This window comes from Stenotrophomonas sp. YJH_SMC_54 (genome assembly GCF_059368435.1).
This window is the reverse complement of record NZ_JCAFRS010000011.1, coordinates 62,374-83,474: the sequence shown is the minus strand read 5'-3', so window position 1 is coordinate 83,474 and position 21,101 is coordinate 62,374. Positions and strand designations below refer to the sequence as shown.

Sequence of the window (21,101 nt, the reverse complement as noted above, 5' to 3'; positions counted from 1 at the left end):
CGTCCGGTGGATCCACGCCATGCGTGGATATCATCTGTACCGTGATTGTGCCGGCGATCGGATGAGAATCACCTGCGACCAAACCAGATGGTCTTCTGTATCCAACCGGCGCCGCCCATGCAACCCATGAAGTACTCATGGTTACCGTTGGAGTTGACGTCCACGGTGTAGCGCTCGGTCTTTGGCATCAGCATCTTCTTGTATTTGCCATCCACGTCGCATGTCTCGCCTTCCTTGCAGACCGTCAGCACCTCGATCTCCTCGGTGCGCTCGACAACGTCCATCTTCTCCGGCCACTTCTCGTTGGCCTCTGCCCTGCAGCGCCACCGCGACTCATCCAGCGGATCAGCATGATCACTGAAGCGGGCCCATTCGGTCGCACAACCGCCGCTCAACAGCGCAAGCCCCGCAGCCACGGCCAGTCGCATACACGTAGCCATCTCCATCATTCTTCTCGATTTCCGGTCGCTGCACGCGCTCGTACTTTCGATCCACGTCGTACGTGTTCTTGTCCTGCTCCCTGCTCGTCTCCAGCCTCGACGCCTGAACGGTTCGCATAGCCAGGTCATTCTCCGCTGGCCACTGTTGCCTCGAGTCCGTTGAGCAGCAACCGGTCGAGCCCCTGTCGTCCGCTGCGCCGGCCCCGCCTAGCGGCGATTGAACCAGATGAGCTGCTGCTGCCAGCCGGCACCGGCCATGCAGGCATTGAACTCGCTGCTGCGGTCGGACGCGTTGACGTCCACGATGTAACTCTCCTCTTTCGGCATGGGTACCATGTTGTACTTGCCGTCAATGGCGCAGACTTCATCAAGCCTGCAGGGCACCTTGCGGTCTTCGTAGACGGTGCGCGTGGCCACTTCATTCCTGACCGGCCAGTGATCGTCGGCCTGCGCCCTGCAACTCGAATGGGCGGGGCCGAATGACCGCGCACCCGCATCCATCTTCACCCATTCCATCGTGCAGCCACTGCTGGCAAGCATGATGCCAATCACCCCCATCATCCCCATCGCGCGCGCGATCATCGAAGTACTCCTTTTCTTGGCGCTCGCCGGAACTTCTGCGGCAATCCGATGATGTTTCGCGGCAAGAGGGCTGTCCACGACCGGAATCGCTTCCAGCGGGAGCGCTGCCCTCCCCATTCAGCCAGCGCTGTGCTTGCCTCGATCCAACCCCTGCGCGCCGCCTGCCAGCACGCCGCTTCGCGTTGCCCACGCAGCAGGCAGGCGGTCGCCGCGCGGGCCCAGCATCGGGCCGGATCACGTAAAATGCCGTCCATGGACACCACCACCTTCCCCTACGACACCGCCCGCCTGGGCGAACTGGCCCAGCTGCTGATCGACAACGTCCGCGAACTGGCCCAGGCCGGCTGGACCCCGGCCACCAGCAGCAACTTCTCCCACCGCCTGGATGACCGCCACGCCGCGATCACCGTCTCGGGCAAGGACAAGGGCCGCCTGATCGAGGACGACATCATGGTGGTGGACTTCGATGGCAAGGCCGTGGGCCGCCCGCTGCGCCCCTCCGCCGAGACCCTGCTGCACACCCAGCTGTACCGCCGCTTCCCGGAAATCGGCTGCGTACTGCACACCCATTCGCCGGTGCAGACCATTGCCTCGCGCCTGTACGCGCCGCAGGGTCATGTGCACCTGGAAGGCTACGAACTGCTGAAGGCCTTCGCCGGCAACAGCACCCACGAGATGGCCATCAACGTACCGGTGTTCGCCAACACCCAGGACATGAACGTGCTTTCGAAGCAGGTCGATGATCTGCTCGACCGCCAGAACCTGTGGGGCTACCTGATCGACGGCCACGGCCTGTACGCCTGGGGCCGTGACATGGCCGAGGCGCGCCGTCATCTGGAAGCCTTCGAATTCCTGTTCCACTGCGAACTGGAACTGCGCAGGCTGCGCGGCTGAACCCGCGCGCAGGTGCAGATGCCGATCCGGAATCTGCACCTCGCCCCCACCCTGATACCCTGTCTTCCCCCCGAGACGTTCAAGCTGCCGCCATGAGCCGACTGCGCATCTACGACGACACCCGCCCCGAATCGCCGCTGCTGGACACCCAGGACGGCGCGGTCATCGCTGCCGAACTGCAGAAGATCGGCGTCACCTTCGAGCGCTGGCAGGCCACCGCACCGGTTGCGCCCGGCGCCAGCCAGGAGGAAGTGTTCGCCGCCTACCGCGCGGACATCGACCGCCTGGTCGCCGAGCGCGGCTTCAAGAGCGTGGACGTGGCCTCGATCGCCCCGGACAACCCGAACCGCGCCGAGCTGCGGAAGAAGTTCCTCGACGAACACTTCCACAAGGAAGACGAGGTGCGCTTCTTCGTCGCAGGCTCCGGCCTGTTCACCCTGCACGTGGGTGACAAGGTCTATGAGATCGAGTGCGTGAAGGACGACCTGATCGCCGTGCCCGATGGCACCACCCACTGGTTCGACATGGGCGATGAACCGAGCTTCGTGGCGATCCGCTTCTTCACCGAGCCGGACGGCTGGGTGGGTCATTTCACCGGCACCGACATCGCGCAGAAGTTCCCCCGTTACGTACCTACCCAGGCGTCCTGATCCATGCAGCCCCGCGTCATCCTGACCGACATCGAAGGCACTACCAGCAGCATCTCGTTCGTCAAGAACGTGCTGTTCCCCTATGCCCGCAAGGCCTTGCCGGCGTTCGTCGCCGAACATGGCCAGCAGCCGGAGGTCCGCCGCTGGCTGGACGCGGTGGCTACCGAGATCGGCGGCGCCTGCCAGGACAGCCTGGTGGCCGAGACGCTGCAGGGCTGGATCGACCAGGACCGCAAGCACACCGCGCTGAAGGCGCTGCAGGGCCTGATCTGGGATGAGGGCTACCGCCGCGGCGACTACACCGCGCACTTCTACCCGGAAGTGGCGCCGGTGCTGAAGGGCTGGCACGCTGCCGGCCTGCCGCTGTACGTGTACTCCTCCGGCTCGGTGCCGGCGCAGAAGCTGTTCTTCGGTTTCAGCGATGCCGGTGACCTCAGCCCGCTGGTGTCGGGCTGGTTCGATACCGAGATCGGCGGCAAGCGCGAGGCCGACAGCTACCGCCGCATCGTGCAGGCGATCGGCGTGCCGGCCGGCGAGATCGTGTTCCTGTCCGATGTGGTGGAGGAATTGGACGCCGCCCGCGAAGCCGGCCTGCAGACCCGCCTGATTGATCGCCTGGATGACTACCCGATGCCGCGCATCGGCCAGGCCGCCAACGGCCACGAGCGGGTCGAGAACTTCCAGCAGATCCAGCTGTAAAGAAGAGAGGTGTGCGGACCAACGGTCCGCACCTACCCGTCTCCGCGTCTGGTGGATGCCAACCTGGATTGGCATGTTCGGGGTGTGCCAACCAAGGTTGGCACCTACCAAAACAGGATGTGCCGCCCTCAACGATCGAGGTGGGCGGACCAGCGGTCCGCAGCTGCCCCGCTCCGCGGCTGGTGGATGCCAACCTGGGTTGGCATGTTCCGGGTGTGCCAATCAAGGTTGGCACCTGCCAATGCGGGATACGCCGCCCTCAACGATCGTTGAGGGTCTTCAGCTTCATTGCTTCGCGCAGGGTCGTCAGGTCCACCGGGCCACGCACCGCGATATCGCGGGTCTCGCCCGGCAGCAGGTCCAGCAGGTTGTCTTCGACCTGCACATCCAGGGCGCCGAAATCGATCCACGTCGCGCGCACGTAAGACGCGCTTTCCAGGCGCAGACGGTAGTGATCGCCTTCGATGGACAGGGTGGCCTTCAGCTTCTGCCGCGGCAACACCTGGTCCTTGGCTTCGACGAATCCGACGATCTGGCGGGCACTGACCGCCCCGTTCTGCAGCAGCTCGAACACGGCCACCGTGCGCTTCGGATCGGCACCGGCCAGCAGCTCGGCATCGCGGAAATCACCAATCGAGGTGACGCCCGCCGCCGTCAACGTCACCGCGTCCTCGCGACGACGCAGCACCTTGCCATCCACATCCATCACCCGCAGCCGCCAGCGTGCATCTCCGGCAGCGCCATCATTGATCAGGCGCACCCGCGTACTGCCCTCGTCACGCAATGCCGCCAGCGTGGCCGGCGCGAAGAAGCGCCGCGCGGCAAAGTGCAATGCCTTCCAGCGACCGAAGTAGTCCACGCTGGACCATGAAGCACCCGGCCAGACGTCGTTGAGCTGCCAGTACAGCGAGCCCATGGTGTACGGCCGCGAAGCGCGATGGTGCAACGCGGCCAGCGCGATGCCATCGGCCTGCATCACCTGGCTGAGGTAGACGAAGTCCTCGAAGTCCTTCGGCGTGCCGTAGCCCAGTTCGATGTAGTGCAGCAGGCGGCTGTTGCCCTCGCCGGCCATGAATTTCTGGTGCGCGCGGATCACCGGGCTGTCGATGCGCTGCTCGGCGCGGGTGGCGATCTGGTCAACGGTGGCCACCGACGGCCATGCCTGCAGGCCGTACTCGGACATGAAGCGCGGCGTCTCGCGCAGGTAAGCCTGCACCGGCAGCGCCGGATTACCCCAGACCTGCCAGTAGTGCTTGTCGCCACGGGTAGAGTCGTTCGCCTTTTCGCCCAGGTCGTTACTGGGCGAGCTGGACCAGTACGGCACGCCCAGTCCCTCCTCACCCACCACCCGGCGCAGGTCATTGCCGAACAGGTCGACATAGCCCTGCCAGACCTTCGCTGCAAACGCCGGGTCGGCCGCCTTCAGGTCGCGGCCGTGGCCCCAGTCCTTCCAGGCGGTTTCTTCCTCGTTGTTGCCACACCACAGCACGATGCTGGGGTGATGGCGCAGCCGGCGCACATTGTCGCGTGCCTCGGCCACCACGCTGGCACGGAAGGCCGGATCGTAGCCCGGCTGCATGCCACCACCGAACATGAAGTCCTGCCAGACCAGCAGGCCCAGTTCGTCGGCGATGTCGAAGAACGCATCGTCCTCGTAGTAGCCGCCCCCCCAGTTGCGCAGCATGTTCATGTTGGCGTCGCGTGCGGCGGTCAGCACCTGGCGCAGGCGCGCGGCGTCGACCCGTGCGGGGAAGGCATCGAACGGAATGACGTTGGCGCCCTTTGCGAAGATCTCCACGCCGTTGATGACGAAAGCGAAGCCCTGCCCGCCCTTGCCGTCTTCCTCGCGGCGCAGATCAACCGTGCGCAGGCCGATACGCTGCTCGCGCACCAGCGCTGCATCGGCGCCATCATCCAGGCGGGCCTGCACGGTGTAGCGGTCCTGTGCACCGTGGCCGACCGGCCACCAGCGCTGCGGCTTGACCAGTTCGACCGGTACTTCGACGGCGTTCTGGCCGGGCTTCAGCAGCACCGTGCGCTGCACCTGGGCCACGCTGCGACCCTGCGGATCGCGCACATTCACATGGACCACCGCAGAACCGGCCGCCGCGCCCTGCTCCATCTCCAGCAGCACGGCCAGCTTCGCCTGCTCCGCGCTCAATGCATCGGTACGCACGGCAAGATCGGTCAGGCGGTGCGCATCCCAGGCCTGCAGGTCGACCCCGCGCCACACGCCGGCGGTGACATAGCGCGGGCCCCAGTCCCAGCCGAAGTGATAGGCCGGCTTGCGCGCGAAGTTGCCGACCATCGCGTCCTTGGGCTCATCGCCATAGGGCGAAGGATAGTTGCCGGCGATCTTGTGCGGCATCGCCTGTACACCGGGAAGTAGTGTGCGGATTGGTGAACGGAACACGATCTGCAGTTCATTGCCATTCGCGCGCAGGCGCCCGTCCACGCGCGCACGCCAGGTGCGGTGCGCGTTGTCCGCGCGCAGCAGCCGCCTGCCGTTGAGGCTGACTTCGGCATAGGTATCCAGCCCATCGAAGCGCAGCTCGGCATTGGGCTTGGCCAGTGTCGCCGCATCCACGTCGAAGCGGGCGCGGTACTCCCAGGCAGCCAGCCCGATCCATTGCAGCTCTGCCTCAGGCGCACCGACGTACGGATCGCGGATCAGCGCATGGGCGAGCAGGTCGGTGTGCACGCTGCCCGGCACCTTCGCCGCACGCCACTGCTGCAGGCCCGGGTGGGCGGCGCCCTGCGCATCGCCGGGCAGCATGCGGAATTCCCATCGCGCCTGCAGCGGGGCTGCAGTTGCCGGGAAGGCGGAGACTGCGATCAGCAGCAGGAGCAGACGGACAACGAGGGAAAGACGATGCACGCGGAGCTCCTGTTTTTCCGCCGGGCGTCGCCCGGCGCTACCGATTCCGGATTGCCAGGCATGGCCTGGCAATACTGCCTTCGAACGATCTTCAGCGCACCACGTTCAACACTTCGTAGCACGCGCCCATGGTGTGGTAATCCACCTTGCCGGCCGGGCTCTTCTCGTCGCTGTACTTGCGGTTGTCGGCATCAAGGATGCGGAACCAGGCACCGTACTGGTGGTCGACGAAGTACTCCCACGAGTACGCCCAGATGCGTTCGTACCACTGCCAGTAGCGGTCATCACCGGTGCGCTTGGCCATCAGTGCGGCGGTGGCCAGCGTTTCGGCCTGCACCCAGAAATACTTGTCGTCGTCGCAGACGAAGCTGTCGCCACCGATCGGCGCACCGTCCATGCCCGGCTGTCGGCGCGTTTCGGGTGCGAAACCGTAGTACAAGCCACCGCGCGCTTCGTCCCAGCTGCGCGCCACGGACACATCGAACAGGTGCTGCGCGGTCGGCACCAGCCAGTCGGCCTGCACGTGGCGATCGAGGATCAGCAACAGCTTGGCCCACTCGGTCTGGTGCCCCGGTTGGAAGCCCCACGGGCGGAACAGGTGCTTGGGGTCGTCCAGGTTGTAGTCCCAGTCGATCTCCCAGTTCTCATCGTAGTGCTCCCAGACCAGCCCGCCGGCCTTGGCCGCCTGGCGGCGGGTCATGTTGTCGGCCAGCTGCAGCGCACGCTCGACATAGCGCTGCTCACCACTGGCCTCGAACGCCGCCAGCATCGCCTCGCACATGTGCATGTTGGCGTTCTGGCCGCGATAGCCGGTGAAGTTCCACTGGCCATCGGCCTCGTCCTTGTACAGGCCGTGCTGTGGCTCCCAGAAGCGCGCTTCCAGCAGCTGCCAGGTTTCGTCCATCCACTCGCGGGCCTGCTCGACACCGGCCTTCAGCGCGCAACTGTAGGCCAGCAGCACGAACGCCACGCCGTAGCAGTGGTTCATGTCGTCCTCGACCTTGCCATCACGCAGGGTCCAGGCGTAGCCACCGGTGGCCGGGTTGCGGTGCACGTCCCGCAGGTAGCGCACGCCGTGCTCGACCGCCTCGCGGTATTCAGCATTGCCGAATTCGCGGTAGGCCATCGCGTAGTTGAAGACGAAGCGCGTGCTGCTCACCAGGTGGCGGTGGCTGGCATCGTAGACGCTGCCGTCATCCCGGAAGTAGTGGAAGAAGCCGCCGTCCGGATCGATGCAGCGCGGATGGTAGAACGCCATGGTATCGGCGATGTGCGCGCGCAGGAACGCGGGCGAACGGAAATCGGGCGAGGTGCTCATGCGGTAATGTCCTGTGCCTGCAGCAGCTGCTGCACTTCATCGAGCGAGGGCATTGCGGCGAACGCGCCCTTGCGGGTAACAGCCAGCGCCCCCACGGCGGCGCCGAAACGCAGCGTGGCGGTGATCGCCTCCGGGTCCTGGCAGAACGCAGCGAAACCAGCGCCCGCCCCACCGCGCTCCAGCAGGCCGACCAGCACGCCACCGACGAAGGCATCGCCAGCAGCCGTGGTGTCGACCGTGGCCACGCGGAAACTGGTGACCGTGCCGTGGTTGTCGCGGGTGTACCAGTGCAGTGTGGCCGCACCGTCGGTGACGATCACCCAGCGCGCCTGCGCGGCCAGCAGGCGCCGCAGCACCGTCGCCTCGCCGTCACTGCCCAGTGGCGCGGCCAGGTAGTCCAGCTCCTCGCGCGACAGCTTCACCAGATCGGCGCGTTCCAGCGCCTGCCACAGGCGCGGCGTGGGATCCTCGTTCGCCGGCCACAGCGCGGGACGCAGGTTCAGATCGAGGCTGACCACCGCTCCGGCCGCACGTGCACGGTCCATGCCGGCAAAGGTCGCCTCGGCGATGCCCGGCTCGGTCAGGCTGTTGGAGCAGACGTGGAAGCACTGCGCGCTGTCGAAGCAGGCGGCCTGGAAATCGCTGTCACGGAACAGCAGGTCGGCGGCCGGCGGGCGGTAGAAGCTGAAGCTGCGCTCGCCACTGGCGTCGAGGGCGACGAAGGCCAGCGCGGTCTTCGCCGCATCGGTACGCACGATGTAATCCGTGCCCACGCCGTGCTCGACCAGGCTGTCGGCCAGGAAGTCACCGAACATGTCACGGCCGAGCATGCCGACGAACTGGGTCTTCGCGCCCAGCCGCGCAGCGGCCACGGCAACGTTGGCCGGCGCACCGCCGGCGTACTGCAGGAACGCCCGCGGCGTATCGGCCGAGGCCGGCGGCTGCGCTAGTAGATCGATCAAAATTTCGCCGAAGCAAACGATGGAACCCATTCCGGACTCAGCCTCCCTGCGTTGCGGAAGCCGGCGTACGTGCGCCGACCAGTCCGTAGAAAATGATGTAGCCGTAGCACAGCAGCGGCAGGATGAAGCTGGCCTGCACACCGATGTGGTCGGCCAGCACACCCTGCAGGTACGGCACCACCGCACCGCCGACGATGGCCATGATCAGCAGGCTGGAACCCTTGTTGGTCAGCGGGCCCAGGCGCTCGATGCTCAGCGCGAAGATGGTCGGGAACATGATCGAGTTGAACAGGCCGATCGCCACCACCGAGTACAGCGCGATGTTGCCGGAGGTCAGCATGGTCGTGACCAGCAGCCCCACGTTGACCAGCGCGAAGATCGCCAGCAGGCGGCTGGGCGAGAAGCGCGCCAGCAGCGCCGAGCCGGCGAAGCGGCCGATCATCGCCATCGTCCAGTAGGCCGACACGTAATGCGTGGCTTCCTGCTCGCTGAAGCCGCCGATGTTGGGCATCGACAGGTAGTTGACCAGGAAGCTGCCGATCGAAACTTCGGCACCGACGTAGAAGAAGATGCCCAGCACACCCAGCAGCAGGTGGCGCTTGCGCAGCGCATCCAGGTAGCTGTGGTGGTGGCCCTTGTCGGCCTGCTCGGTGGCGTCGCTCAGTGCCGGCAGGCGGAACAGGTATACGAACAGCGCCAGCAGCACCAGCGCAACGGCCAGCCCCACGTACGGGCCCTGCACGGCCTGCGCCTCGGCGGCACGGTAGGCCAGCTGTTCGGCGGCCGGCAGTGCCGCGATGTCATCGGCACTCTTCACCGTGTTGGACAGGATCAGCATGCCGCCGAAGATCGGGGCGATGGCCGTGCCCAGCGAGTTCAGTGCCTGCGCCAGGGTCAGGCGACTGGAGCTGGTCTGCTCCGGGCCCAGCAGCGCGACGTAGGGGTTCGCAGCAACCTGCAGCACGGTGATGCCGGTGGCCAGAACGAACAGTGCGCCCAGGAAGGCGCCATACACGCGCAGCTCGGCCGCCGGCCAGAAGCCCAGCGCGCCGATACCGGCAATCACCAGGCCGGCCACGATGCCCTTCTTGTAACCCAGCGCCGCCACCAGCCGACCCGCCGGCAGCGACATCAGGAAATAGGTGCCGAAGAAGGTGAACTGCACCAGCATCGCCTTGGCGTAGTTCAGCTCGAACACCGCCTTCAGGTGCGGGATCAGGATGTCATTGAGGCAGGTCAGGAAGCCCCACATGAAGAAGATCGTGGTGACCACGGCCAGCGCCTTGCCGTTGGTGACGGCAGGTGCGTTGCCCGAAGATCCCGTTGGACGGGGCGTTGCGGAGATCGGCATGCGGTACGCGCCTCGATGCGCGGAAGGTCGTTGTTGCGTGGAAGGGGTGTATGGAATAAATCAGTTCGGTCGTGCGGCACTGCTTTCGCGGATGCGCAACTGCACCGGCGCGACCGTGCGCCGTGGCGGCGCGTCCGGTTCGTCCAGTCGTTGCAGCAGCAGCGCCGCAGCTTGCCGGCCCCGCTCGCGCGGATCGGCGGTGAGCGTGGTCAACGGCGGCACCGCCACCGCAGCCTCGGAAATATCGTCGAAGCCGGTAACGGCAAAGTCACCTCCCGGACGGATGCCCCGTGAATTCAAGCCCAGCATCAGGCCCAGCGCGACGGTGTCGTTGTAGCAGACCGCCGCACTCGGCCGATGGCCATCGGCAAACAGCTCATCGGTGCGCGCAGCGGCTTCCAGACGGTTCGGCGCCGACTCGATCATCCAGCCCGGCGGCAGCGACAGACCGGCCTCGGCCAGCGCCTGCTGGAAACCGGCACGGCGCTGGTGGCACGAGCTCGATGCAGCGTGGCCGCCGAAGAAGGCGATCTGGCGATGGCCGCGCTCGATCAGGTGACGCGTGGCCAGATAGGCGCCGTGCTGGTTGTCCAGGGTCAGGAAGTCCCAGTCGGCCCCTTCCAGTTCGCGGTTGAACAGCAGCACGTTGGCATTGGCACCCAGTGCCTGTCGCAACTGCACGGTATCGCTGCCCTCGGCCGGCGACAGGATCAGGCCGGCCGGGGTGTGCTCCATCAACGTGGACAGCACCGCCTGCTGGCGCTCCGGCGATTCGCCAGTGCTGCCGAGCAGGGTCACGTAGCCGCGTCCGCCCAGCGCCTCGTCCACGCCGGACGCGAATTCGGCGAAGAACGGGTTGGAAAGATCGTTGATCACCAGCGCGATGCTCGACGAGGTACGCCGGCGCAGGTTGGCGGCAGCGCGGTTGTAGACATAGCGCTGCCGGCGCAGCTCGGCCTCGACCTTGGCACGGGTATCGACGTTGACCAGCGGGCTGCCGCGCAACACCAGCGACACGGTCGCCCGTGACACGCCGATGGCACGCGCGATGTCGGTCACCGTCACTGCCTTGCCGGCGCGCTTGCTGGGACTGCTGCCGTTGTCGTTCATCGTCTTCCCGGACTCCGCTGGAGGCTCAAGCCTAATGGATCAGGGCCGTGTCGTGCCGTGCCGTTCGCTGGGTCACCGCGAACGGCACAGTCCGGCTCAGCGCAGCTGGCTGCCCGGTGCCGCGCACCAGGACACCGGCAGGTCCTTCACCGCCGTACCCCAGCCCTGCTCCGGCGCCTTCGCGTCAAGCGCGAACTGCAGGCGCGGGCCCTGCTGCAGCTGGTTCCAGTCCAGCCAGACCGGCGCATGCGCCTGGCCATCGACCTGCACGCCCTGAACGTACTGCAGGCGGCGGCCATCGGCACCCGGCGCGTCGATGCGCAGCGTCCGGCCATTGCCCATGTCCAGTTCCACCTTGCTGAAGCGCGGGGTGTGCAGCAGGAACTGGCCGCTGCCCGGCACCGCCGGATACACGCCGATGGCGCTGAAGAGATACCAGGCCGACATCGTGCCGAGGTCGTCGTTGCCGGTCACGCCATTGGGCGCATTGGTGAACAACTGCTGCGCGGCACGCACTACGGCCGCGGTCTTCCACGGCTGGCCGATCAGCGTGTACAGCCACGGCGAGTGCAGGTCGGGCTCGTTGTTCGGGTTGTAGCGGAACTGGTTGTAGTAGCTGTACGGCCCGACCACCCACTCCTTGCGGGCGGCATTGAGCGGATCGGCCTGCAGCGCGTCCATCGCGAAGAACGCGTCGAGGCGGCGGCCGGCCTGTTCGCGGCCCTGCATCGCTTCGACCAGCCCCGGCACGTCCTGCTGCGCCAGCCACTGGTACTGCCACGCCGTGCCCTCATGGAAACCGTGGTGCGAACGCGGACTGTAGTGGCCATCGGCCGGGGTGTACCACTGGCCATCCTCGGTGCGCGGGCGCGGGAAACCGGTGAAGCCGGTCTCGGCGTCGCGCACCTGCGGGTCCCACACCTTGCGCCAGTTGCGGCCGCGCTCACGCAGCGTCGCCGCGTCCTGCGCATGGCCGAGGCCATCGGCCATCTGCGAAAGCGCACAGTCGGCCAGTGCGTATTCCAAGGTAGCCGAACCGCCGTGGTGCGGATCGACGTCCATGCCCTTGGACGGGAACGCGCGGTCGTAGACCACATAGCCCTTGTCCAGGTAGGTCGGGTTGCCGGAACGGCCGGCCATGCGTGAGTTCAGCGGCGGCGTGCCGAAGGCATTGCGGCGCAGCGCATCCCAGGCCTGCGATTCACGGCCCTTGAGCGCACCGAAGCGCCACAGGTCGACCATGAACGGGGTGACAGGGTCGCCGGTCATGATGTTGGTCTCGAAGTTGGCATAGCCCCAGCGCGGCAGCCAGCCGCCCTGCTCGTCTATCGCCAGCAGGGTACGGCCGATGTCGCGCGCCACGTCCGGGCGGGTCAGCGCCAACCACTGGTTCTGCGCGCGGTAGGTATCCCACAGCGAGAAGTACTCGTAGTAGGTCCAACCATCGGCACGGTGGATGCCATCGTCATAGCCGCGGTAGCGGCCGTCGGCGTCGTTGCCGGTCATCGGCTGCAGCAGCGCGTGGTAGACAGCGCTGTAGAACACGGCGCGGTCGTCGGCGGTGCCGCCCTGCACGCGCACCCGGCCCAGCTGCTCGCGCCACGACTGCTGGGACAGCGCACGCATCCGGTCGAAACCGAGCAGCGCGCCGCCCTGCATGCCTTCCGCGCGCAGGTTGGTACGCGCGCCTTCGGCATCCACATGCGATATCGCGCTGATCGCCGTTACCGACTGGCCCTTGGCGAGGTCGAAGCTGAGCCAGGCACCATTCGGCTTCTGTTCGCCTTCCATGCTGTGGCGCGCACCCGGCAGGCCGCCGCCCTCGCCCCAGGTGCCATGCGCCTTGAACGGGCGGTCGAACTCGATGCGGAACCAGGTGGTGTACTGATGGCCGCCGCAGAAACTCTTGGTCACCAGCTTGCCCTCGACCACGCGGTCGCCGACCACATCGACCACGCTGCCGATCACCGAATGGCGCTCATTGGCTTGGCCAACATTGACCAGCACGTGGCCCTCGCCCTGGCGCTGGCTGAAGGTGTAGCGCTCGGCCGCGGCACGTGTACGCGCGGTGGCCTCGGCATCGATGCCGCCGTAGCTGGTCAGGCGCACCTTGTAATAGCCGGCCTGGCCGATCTCGCCGTCATGCGTGTACGAAGCGGCATAGGTCTTGTGGTTGAAGTTCTTGGCGTCAGCAGTATCGAAATCGCCGCCCGGACCGATGCTGCCGGTGACCGGCAGGATCGACACCTGCCCGCCCTGCTCCCAGCAACCGGCGCCAGAGATGAAGGAGTGGCCGAAACCGCGGATCTTCTCGTCGTCGTAGCGCCAGCCCGAATAGTGGCTGCCGATCGGGCTGACCTGGATCAGGCCGAACGGTGCCGATGCGCCGGGGAAGGTATTGCCGTCGTCCTTGCTGCCGATGAAGGTGTTGACCTCGCGCTCCAGCGCCGCCGGTGCGGCTTGCAGCAGCATCGGCATGGCCGAAAGCGCCAGCAGACAGGCCAGGCGCGCCAGCGGGCGGGAGGACAATGGGACGGCGGGAGCGGACGGCACTGGACGCATGTCGGGTTCCTGTAGTCGATGACGCGGAGGCAGACGGCCGGGGCCGTCCGGCACCGTTCCGCTGAGCCCTGCCCTGACCTGCAGAGAGCTCCCCCTGGAATGACGCCCGACCCACCAGACCGTGGATTTAGATCGATTCAAGTAGAGCATGCAGGTTCAGCCGAATGCATTCTGCGGCGCAGCATGAGAGGGGGTGTTCGGCAGGGCTGCGCCCTGCACCTGCCGAAGCCGAAGCAACAGCAAAAGCCGGCTGTCCGTGGGATGGCGGGGTGGGTCCGGTTGCGGGGGACGCCGTAAACCCGTCCCTGGGGGCTTGGCCGCGGCATCCATGCCGCGGACACCCCCGCAACCGGACCCACCCCGCCTTCGACAGATTTCCGCGATCTGTGGATCCACGCCATGCGTGGATAAATCTCTGTCGGATATCGAAATCAATCGGGGGTCAGATCCGTTTTCCAAAAGAAAACGGATCTGACCCCAGCACCCCATGTCGTTCCAGGATCAATCCAACCGTCACCGGGAAACTGTCGAAGGTGGGGCGGTGTCGGATTGCGGGGTGTCCGCGGCATGGATGCCGCGGCCAAGCCCCCATGGACGGGTTTACGGCGTCCCCGCAATCCGACACCGCCCCGCCCAACCCACAGAAAACCGGAGCCGTTCTGGCTTTGGCTTTGGCCTTGGCGTCGAGCAGGTGCAGGGCGCAGCCCTGCCAACCCACCCTCCCCTGCGCACGAAAACGATTTCACTGTTTTCAGCAAACCGTCATCCCTTCGCCACGCCAGTACCATATTGCGGAGCAGCATGCGCCCACGGGCGACCCATGCTAAAAAACGCCCGCCCATCGCTTAGATCGATCCAAGACGACATTGCGATGGCCGGGAGTTGGGGGAGCGGCAACAGGACGTACCAGGCCACGCGCACGGTGCAACTGCCACTGCATGGCGATAGCGACAATGTCACTTCAAATTAGATCGATTCAAGTTGTCCGTGCCACGTCACCGGATCAATCCAGGAGAGAGGGAGAGATGGGAATGAAGCATTCAACACGTACGCATGGCCAGGACGCACTGTCGCTGGCCATCGCGCTGGCCCTGGCCGCCGCCGTCGTTCCGGCCGGCGCCGCCGCGCAGCAGGCAACCACCAGCGGCTCGCAGGAAGCCACCAACCTGGACAGCGTCCAGGTCACCGGCTACCGCTACGCCATCGAAAAGAGCCTTGAGCAGAAGCGCGACGCCAACGCCGTTGTCGAAGTGATCACCGCCGAGGACGTCGGCAAGTTCCCCGACAAGAACGTGGCCGACGCACTGCAGCGCGTGCCCGGCGTGGTCATCACCCGCAGCGGTGGTGAAGGCAAGAGTGTCAGCGTGCGCGGCCTTGCGCCGGACCTGACCCTGACCCAGTTGAATGGCAACTACGTGGCCACGTCGGAAACCAACGACGAAGCCACCCGCTCGTTCAACTACACCCTGCTGCCGTCGAACATGCTGTCCAGCGCCGAGCTGTTCAAGTCGCCGGAAGCACGCATCGACGAAGGCGGCATCGGCGGTACGGTCATCCTGCACACCCGCCGTCCGCTGGACATGGAGTCCAACTCGGGCTTCGTCACGCTTGAGGGCACCTCCTCCGATACCCACCACGATATCGACCCGCAGGCCTCGGCCCTGTATTCGTGGCACAGCAAGGATGAGCGTTTCGGCGTGCTGGTCGGCGTGACGCAGCAGAAGCGCACGACCCGTACCATGGAAGCCAGCACCGAGGACTACCAGTGGTACGGCGCCGGCAAGGCACGCGACGCCTATGGCAACGTGCAGCAGCAGGATGGCATCCACTACTGGTGGGGCAAGTCCGGCTTCAACAACCAGACCGGCGGCAACTACAGCGATTTCTTCATGCCGACCTCGGTCAACTTCGCCGTGAAGGAAGAAAAGCGCGAGCGCAAGGGCGGCCAGCTGACCTTCCAGTTCAAGCCGGTCGACAACGTCACGATGACCGCCAACTACTTCCGCTTCGAGCTGCAGGGTGACTACACCCAGAACATGCTGAAGATTCCGGAATGGAGCATGGCCCGCTTCAACGGCGATGGAAACTGGGCCGGCGGCCGCCTGCTCAACGGCCTGGATTTCGACCCCAGCGGCAACACCGTCACCGGTGCCCAGTTCGAAAAGCTGGCCGGAAAGACCTACTACTGCAGCGAAGACCAGGCCAAGGCCGCCGGCCTCAAGCCCGGCGGCTGGGGCCCGGACGACTGCACGATTCCGACACCGCAGCTGACCGGTGGCTACAGCAAGGAAAAGGCGCTGTCGCAGACCGCCGACCTGACCATCGACTGGGACATCAGCCCGCTGTGGAAGGCCTCGTTCACCGGTGGCCGCACCTGGTCTGAAGGTGGTCCGTCGATGAACTTCCGCATGTCGGCCAAGCCGCGCCGCAAGGTCGGCAACGACTACCTGTCCGGTAACCAGTACAGCGCATGGGACCTGACCGGCACGCCGTCTGCCACCTTCTCGCCCGACCTGCAGCAGCAGCTGATGAACGGCATCGCCGAAGTCGACACCGGCTCGACCGATTCGTCGTGGAAGCGCACCGAGGTCAAGCAGAACTACTTCCAGGCCGACGTGACCAAGCTGTTCGAGTCCGGTTGGCTGGATTCGATCCAGTTCGGTGCCAAGTACCGTGATGGCAAGGTCCACCGCAACACCGGCAACACCTACTGGGTATGCCCGGGCCGTGACCCGGCCGACTATGACAACAGCCGCTACCAGAGTGGCTGCGATCCGACTGCCGGCGATGCGCAGCCCGGCTTCTTCCTGTCGAACCCGATCAGCAACATTGCCGGTGGCTTCAATGCCAACGTGTTCCCGGGCATCAACTACCCGGCGTACATCGACTATCTGAACAAGACCTACGGTGGTTCGCACAACCGTACCGAGGAAGACTTCGTCTACAACGTCAACGAGAAGATCTACTCCGGCTACTTCCAGGCCAACTTCCGCACCGAGCGCCTGCGCGGCAATGTCGGCGTGCGTGTGGTGCGCACCAAGCAGTTCGCGCAGTCTTCCGACTCGATCGAGAAGTTCAACGACTACTTCCTGGACAACGCGTCCGGCGCGCCGATGGCGTGCACCGATCCCGCCGCTGCGGCCTACCCGACCTACAGCTGCGAGAGCGGCTTCGTGCGCCTGCCGCATGACCTGGCGCAGAGCAAGACCTACAGCCTGATCGGCGTGGACCGCACCTACACCGACGTGCTGCCGAGTTTCAACATTGCATGGGACATCACCGACACGCTGGTGCTGCGTGGTGCCGCATCGAAGGTGATCGCCCGCCCTGGCTACACCGACATCGCAGCACCGGGCGCACTGAGCTACTACAGCGAGGAGTACGTCAATGATCGCCGCGTTGCCGGTGGCGCATCGACCGCAGGCTGGGTCGGCCAGGGCAGCAACAAGCAGCTGGAGCCGTTCAAGGCCACCCAGTTCGACCTGGGCCTGGAGTGGTACTTCCAGCCGGGCGCGGTCGCCGGCGTCAGCCTGTTCCGCAAGAACGTGGACAACTTCACCCTGCCGGTGGTGCGCGACACGCCCATGGTCATCAACGGTGAAGCGGTGAACGTGCAGCGCTACGAGACCCAGGCCAATGGCCGCGATGGTGTGTCGCAGGGCGTCGAGCTGTATGGCCAGTACACCTTCGATTTCGGCTTCGGCGTGCAGGCCAACTACACCTACAACGACACCAACCTGGCTTCCATTGTTCTGGACGGGCAGGAAATCGGCTCCTCGCCGCTGGTCGGCAGCGCCAAGAACCAGGCCAACGTGACGGTCTTCTACGAGAACGAGAAGTTCCTCGCGCGCGCCTCGTTCAACCGTCGCGGCCAGGTGGTCGGTGGGCTCAACAATGGCCTCACCGTCTACACCGAGCCGTATGACCAGCTGGACCTGAACGTGGCCTACAACCTGACCCCGGACTGGACCCTGACCGCCTCGGTGATCAATGCCACCAAGTCCGAGCAGCGCGTGCACCTGGGAAGCGACACCAAGGCACGCCTGGTCTCCAATACCTATGCAGGCCGCCAGCTGTACTTCGGCGCTACCTGGAAGTTCTAAGGCAACACCGGGTTGCCCGGGCGTGCCCCGGTGCAACCCACGCCCCGCCCTGGCGGGGACGTTCCTCCACGGCAGCCGCGCTGGTACAGGTGGCTGCCGTTTTTTCTTGTCGGCGCTTGCCTTTCGTTCAGCCCGGCGCTTGACCCTGCCATCGTTGGAAGGTGCACACTGACTCCACCCCAAGAGCACCGAAGGAGCTACAGATGGAATTCCATGTCGATGGCATGACCTGCGGCGGCTGCGCGCGCAGCGTGACCCGTGCGATCCAGCAGATCGATCCCAACGCCAGCGTGGTCGCCGACCCGCCGACCGGCCTGGTCAAGGTGCAGACCACCGCATCGCAGGAAGACGTCTTCGCCGCAGTGAACGACGCAGGCTTCCCGCCGCGCACTGCCTGATCCCCTGCCCCCGTCTCACACAGGAAAGCCCGCCCGGTGCCGCTGCACCCGGCGGGCTTTTTCATGCATGCGATATCGAGTCAATGCTTGTGCGTACGCCGCCGCACCGCACCGGTCTTCGCGGTATCGACCGGCACCGGCGTCTGATCGTCCTCACCCAGCCGCTGCAGGATCGGGCACTCCGGGCGCTCGTCGCCGGCACAACAACTGATCAGCGATTTCAGCGTGTCGGCCATCTGCCGCATGTGCTCGATGCGCTGTTCCAGATCGGCAATGTGCTGTTCGGCCAGGTGCTTCACGTCGGCGCTGTGCCGCGAGGTGTCATTCCAAAGGCCCAGAAGATCAGTGATCTCGGCCACCTGGAAGCCGAGATCGCGCGCGCGGCGAATGAAGCGCAGACGGTGGATGTCCGCCTGCGAATACGCCCGGTAGCCCGACTCGGTTCTATCAGCGGCGGGAATCAGACCGATCTGTTCGTAGTAGCGGATCATCTTCGCCGACACGCTGGAGGCCTTGGCAGCTTCACCGATGTTCATACGGATCTCCTTCAATGGGTCGCTGCGGCGGCATCTGCCATCGGTGGCTGGAAACGGCGCAGGCGCAGCGCGTTGCCCAGTACGAACACGCTGGACAGTGCCATTGCACCGGCCGCGAACACCGGTGACAGCAGCACGCCCCAGACCGGGTACAGCACGCCGGCGGCCACCGGAATCAACGCGGTGTTGTAGGCGAAGGCCCAGAACAGGTTCTGCCGGATGTTGCCCAGCGTCGCCTTCGACAGCGCGATGGCATTCGGCACCCCCTGCAGGTTGCCCGACATCAGCACCACATCGGCCGATTCCACTGCGATATCCGTGCCGGTCCCGATGGCCAGGCCGACATCGGCTTCAGCCAGTGCCGGCGCATCGTTGATGCCGTCGCCGACGAAGGCGACATGGCCATGCGTGGCCTTCAAGCGGCGCACCGCCTCGACCTTGCCTTCCGGCAGCACCTCGGCCACCACTTCGTCGATGCCGAGCTGGCGCGCGATCGCCTGCGCGGTACCAGCGTTGTCACCGGTGATCATCGCCACCTTCAGGCCAAGCTGATGCAGTGCCGCGATTGCGGCCGGCGTGCTCGGCTTGATCGGATCGGATACCGCGATGATTGCGGCCAGGCGACCGTCGATGGCGGCATACAGCGGCGACTTGCCCTGGGTGCCCAGCTCTGCCGCCAGCGTCGCGAACAAAGTGATGTCCACGCCCAGGTCGCGCATGAAGCGATCGGCACCGACCTCCACCCGCGCACCATCAACGTTGGCACGCACGCCCATGCCGGTGACCGATTCGAAATCGACCATCGATGGCAGCGCGATGCCCTGCTCGGTGGCTGCATCGACGATGGCGCGGGCAATCGGATGCTCAGAGCGCGACTCCACTGCGGCAACCGCCGCCAGCACGGTGCTGCGATTGAAACCGTCCGTGATCTCGAAGTCGGTCAGGCGCGGGCGGCCTTCGGTCAGCGTGCCGGTCTTGTCCACCGCCACCACCTTCGCGTCCTTCAGCAGCTGCAGTGCTTCGCCCTTGCGGAACAGCACGCCCATTTCGGCGCCGCGGCCGGTCCCGACCATGATCGAGGTCGGCGTGGCCAGCCCCATCGCGCACGGGCAGGCAATGATCAGCACCGCTACCGCGTTGACCAGCGCGAAGCTCAGGGCTGGCGACGGGCCGAAGATCAGCCAGACTGCGAAGGTCGCCAGCGCGGCCAGCATCACCGCCGGCACGAACCACAGCGTGACCTTGTCGACCACCGCCTGGATCGGCAGCTTCGAGCCCTGCGCCTGTTCGACCATGCGGATGATCTGCGCCAGCATGGTCTGCGCGCCCACCGCCGTGGCACGTACCGTCAGTGCGCCCTTCTGGTTGACCGTACCGCCCACCACGCTGCTGCCCGGCTGCTTCTCGACCGGGATCGGCTCGCCGCTGATCATCGATTCGTCGATGTAGCTGCGGCCTTCAACCACCTCGCCATCGACCGGCACGCGCTCGCCCGGCCGCACTTCCACCATGTCGCCGCTCTGCACTTCATTGACCGGGATGTCGACGGTGCGGCCGTCACGGATCACATGGGCGACCTTGGCCTGCAGGTTGACCAGACGCTTGATCGCTTCGGAGGTACGGCCCTTGGCGCGGGCCTCGAGGAAGCGGCCGAGCAGGATCAGCGCGACGATGACTGCTGCCGCTTCGTAGTAGACGTTCACCGTGCCCGGCGGCAGCAGCCGCGGTGCAAAGGTCGCCACCACCGAGTAGCCAAACGCCGCGGCGGTGCCCACCGCCACCAGTGAATTCATGTCCGGCGCCAGCCGCAGCAGTGCCGGGAACCCCTTCTGGTAGAAACGGCGGCCGGGAATGGCCAGCACCAGGAGGGTCAGTACGAACTGCAGGTACCAGCTGGCCTGCATGCCGATGGTGGCCATCACCCATTCGTGCATGCCGGGAATCAGGTGCGAGCCCATCTCCAGCACGAACACCGGCAGCGCCAGCGCGGTCGCCACGATCAGGTCGCGCTTCAGTTCGGCGCGCTCGGCATCCTTCTTTTCAGCGGCTTCATCATCGGACTGCACACCGGCCTCGATCGGGCGGGCGGCGTAGCCGACCTTGTCGATGGCCGCCACCAGGGTGGCCGTATCAGCCACGCCGCGCACGGTGGCGCGCTCGGTGGCCAGGTTCACGCTGGCCTGGCTGACCCCGGGCACCGCCAGCAGCGCGCGCTCCACGCGACCCACGCAGGATGCGCAGGTCATGCCCTCCACCGCCAGTTCAACGGTCGCGGCGGGTACGTCGTAGCCCACACGTTCAACCGCCTGGATCAGCGCCGCGCGATCAACCGGACCGGAGGGCCGGATGTCCGCGCGCTCGGTGGCGAGGTTCACAGAGACACTGCCGACGCCCTCGACCTTGGACAGCGCTGCCTCGACCCGGCCGACACAGCTGGCACAGGTCATGCCCTCGATGGGAAGGCTGATGGTGGAGGGGCTGGCGGGGACTGCAGTGGCGCGAGGCGTACTCATGATCGGATTCCCGGGGTTCCTTCTGAATGCGGACAGGCTAAACCTTGCCATCGTGGGAAGGTCAAATCCAGCCGCCCCGGGACCAAGCGGTAGCGCCGGGCCATG

At 65.9% G+C, this 21,101-nt stretch carries 15 protein-coding genes; 5 read left to right on the top strand and 10 right to left on the bottom strand.

The features are described 5' to 3' along the window. Positions 1–68 precede the first annotated feature (68 nt). Together AC5P5S_RS13810 and AC5P5S_RS13805 are read right to left on the bottom strand one after the other, a co-directional pair. Positions 69–428, bottom strand: a complete 360-nt coding sequence (locus tag AC5P5S_RS13810; protein ID WP_231098199.1) for a hypothetical protein — start codon at positions 426–428, stop codon at positions 69–71. Positions 429–647: 219 nt separating this feature from the next. Then, a complete protein-coding gene (locus AC5P5S_RS13805; RefSeq protein WP_005413186.1) occupies positions 648–1,022 on the bottom strand; it encodes a hypothetical protein in 375 nt (124 codons plus the stop codon). A gap of 252 nt (positions 1,023–1,274) precedes the next feature. Here AC5P5S_RS13805 and AC5P5S_RS13800 point away from each other — a divergent pair, with 252 nt between their 5' ends. From AC5P5S_RS13800 to mtnC, 3 genes are all read left to right on the top strand, one after another. Then, positions 1,275–1,916 (top strand): methylthioribulose 1-phosphate dehydratase, encoded by a 642-nt coding sequence (locus AC5P5S_RS13800; protein ID WP_032967162.1) that lies wholly within the window; start codon positions 1,275–1,277, stop codon positions 1,914–1,916. Between the two features lie 92 nt (positions 1,917–2,008). Continuing rightward, positions 2,009–2,566: a 1,2-dihydroxy-3-keto-5-methylthiopentene dioxygenase gene (locus tag AC5P5S_RS13795; protein WP_005409451.1), complete on the top strand. Its 558-nt coding sequence runs from the start codon at positions 2,009–2,011 to the stop codon at positions 2,564–2,566. 3 nt (positions 2,567–2,569) lie between these two features. Continuing rightward, positions 2,570–3,265, top strand: a complete 696-nt coding sequence (gene mtnC, locus AC5P5S_RS13790) for an acireductone synthase (protein ID WP_012480050.1) — start codon at positions 2,570–2,572, stop codon at positions 3,263–3,265. A 259-nt stretch (positions 3,266–3,524) separates the two neighbouring features. Here mtnC and AC5P5S_RS13785 read toward each other — a convergent pair whose 3' ends face one another. The 6 genes from AC5P5S_RS13785 to AC5P5S_RS13760 all read right to left on the bottom strand — a co-directional run bounded on the left by AC5P5S_RS13785 (position 3,525) and on the right by AC5P5S_RS13760 (position 13,446). Then, positions 3,525–6,143: a beta-mannosidase gene (locus AC5P5S_RS13785; protein ID WP_062605902.1), complete on the bottom strand. Its 2,619-nt coding sequence runs from the start codon at positions 6,141–6,143 to the stop codon at positions 3,525–3,527. 91 nt (positions 6,144–6,234) lie between these two features. Continuing rightward, the gene (locus AC5P5S_RS13780; protein ID WP_062605904.1) at positions 6,235–7,461 is read right to left on the bottom strand and encodes an AGE family epimerase/isomerase; all 1,227 of its coding nucleotides are present in this window, start codon (positions 7,459–7,461) and stop codon (positions 6,235–6,237) included. Beyond that, entirely contained in the window at positions 7,458–8,453 is a 996-nt protein-coding gene (locus AC5P5S_RS13775; RefSeq protein ID WP_043035615.1) for a carbohydrate kinase family protein, read from the bottom strand. Before AC5P5S_RS13775 ends, AC5P5S_RS13780 begins: the two co-directional genes overlap by 4 nt. 7 nt (positions 8,454–8,460) lie before the next feature. After that, positions 8,461–9,774 (bottom strand): L-fucose:H+ symporter permease, encoded by a 1,314-nt coding sequence (gene fucP, locus AC5P5S_RS13770; RefSeq protein WP_062605907.1) that lies wholly within the window; start codon positions 9,772–9,774, stop codon positions 8,461–8,463. Positions 9,775–9,834: 60 nt separating this feature from the next. Next, positions 9,835–10,884 (bottom strand): LacI family DNA-binding transcriptional regulator, encoded by a 1,050-nt coding sequence (locus AC5P5S_RS13765; protein WP_005413180.1) that lies wholly within the window; start codon positions 10,882–10,884, stop codon positions 9,835–9,837. Between the two features lie 96 nt (positions 10,885–10,980). After that, positions 10,981–13,446, bottom strand: a complete 2,466-nt coding sequence (locus tag AC5P5S_RS13760) for a GH92 family glycosyl hydrolase (RefSeq protein WP_049459806.1) — start codon at positions 13,444–13,446, stop codon at positions 10,981–10,983. Positions 13,447–14,471: 1,025 nt separating this feature from the next. Between AC5P5S_RS13760 and AC5P5S_RS13755 the strand changes: the two genes are divergently transcribed. Together AC5P5S_RS13755 and AC5P5S_RS13750 are read left to right on the top strand one after the other, a co-directional pair. Continuing rightward, the gene (locus tag AC5P5S_RS13755) at positions 14,472–17,549 is read left to right on the top strand and encodes a TonB-dependent receptor (RefSeq protein ID WP_062605908.1); all 3,078 of its coding nucleotides are present in this window, start codon (positions 14,472–14,474) and stop codon (positions 17,547–17,549) included. A gap of 203 nt (positions 17,550–17,752) precedes the next feature. Continuing rightward, complete coding sequence (locus AC5P5S_RS13750) at positions 17,753–17,947, top strand: heavy-metal-associated domain-containing protein (protein WP_005409441.1); 195 nt, start codon at positions 17,753–17,755, stop codon at positions 17,945–17,947. Between the two features lie 80 nt (positions 17,948–18,027). Here AC5P5S_RS13750 and cueR read toward each other — a convergent pair whose 3' ends face one another. Then, positions 18,028–18,483 (bottom strand): Cu(I)-responsive transcriptional regulator, encoded by a 456-nt coding sequence (cueR, locus tag AC5P5S_RS13745; RefSeq protein WP_005409440.1) that lies wholly within the window; start codon positions 18,481–18,483, stop codon positions 18,028–18,030. Between the two features lie 11 nt (positions 18,484–18,494). Continuing rightward, positions 18,495–20,996, bottom strand: a complete 2,502-nt coding sequence (locus tag AC5P5S_RS13740; RefSeq protein ID WP_062605910.1) for a heavy metal translocating P-type ATPase — start codon at positions 20,994–20,996, stop codon at positions 18,495–18,497. Between the last annotated feature and the right edge of the window lie 105 nt (positions 20,997–21,101).

Coding starts and splice junctions, on each gene's coding strand:
- AC5P5S_RS13795 (WP_005409451.1), top strand. CDS start 2,009: ATGAGCCGACTGCGCATCTACGACGACACCCGCCCCGAATCGCCGCTG.
- mtnC (WP_012480050.1), top strand. CDS start 2,570: ATGCAGCCCCGCGTCATCCTGACCGACATCGAAGGCACTACCAGCAGC.
- cueR (WP_005409440.1), bottom strand. CDS start 18,483: ATGAACATCGGTGAAGCTGCCAAGGCCTCCAGCGTGTCGGCGAAGATG.
- AC5P5S_RS13765 (WP_005413180.1), bottom strand. CDS start 10,884: ATGAACGACAACGGCAGCAGTCCCAGCAAGCGCGCCGGCAAGGCAGTG.
- AC5P5S_RS13775 (WP_043035615.1), bottom strand. CDS start 8,453: ATGGGTTCCATCGTTTGCTTCGGCGAAATTTTGATCGATCTACTAGCG.
- AC5P5S_RS13740 (WP_062605910.1), bottom strand. CDS start 20,996: ATGAGTACGCCTCGCGCCACTGCAGTCCCCGCCAGCCCCTCCACCATC.
- AC5P5S_RS13760 (WP_049459806.1), bottom strand. CDS start 13,446: ATGCGTCCAGTGCCGTCCGCTCCCGCCGTCCCATTGTCCTCCCGCCCG.
- AC5P5S_RS13810 (WP_231098199.1), bottom strand. CDS start 428: ATGCGACTGGCCGTGGCTGCGGGGCTTGCGCTGTTGAGCGGCGGTTGT.
- AC5P5S_RS13750 (WP_005409441.1), top strand. CDS start 17,753: ATGGAATTCCATGTCGATGGCATGACCTGCGGCGGCTGCGCGCGCAGC.
- AC5P5S_RS13805 (WP_005413186.1), bottom strand. CDS start 1,022: ATGATCGCGCGCGCGATGGGGATGATGGGGGTGATTGGCATCATGCTT.
- AC5P5S_RS13755 (WP_062605908.1), top strand. CDS start 14,472: ATGGGAATGAAGCATTCAACACGTACGCATGGCCAGGACGCACTGTCG.
- AC5P5S_RS13800 (WP_032967162.1), top strand. CDS start 1,275: ATGGACACCACCACCTTCCCCTACGACACCGCCCGCCTGGGCGAACTG.
- fucP (WP_062605907.1), bottom strand. CDS start 9,774: ATGCCGATCTCCGCAACGCCCCGTCCAACGGGATCTTCGGGCAACGCA.
- AC5P5S_RS13780 (WP_062605904.1), bottom strand. CDS start 7,461: ATGAGCACCTCGCCCGATTTCCGTTCGCCCGCGTTCCTGCGCGCGCAC.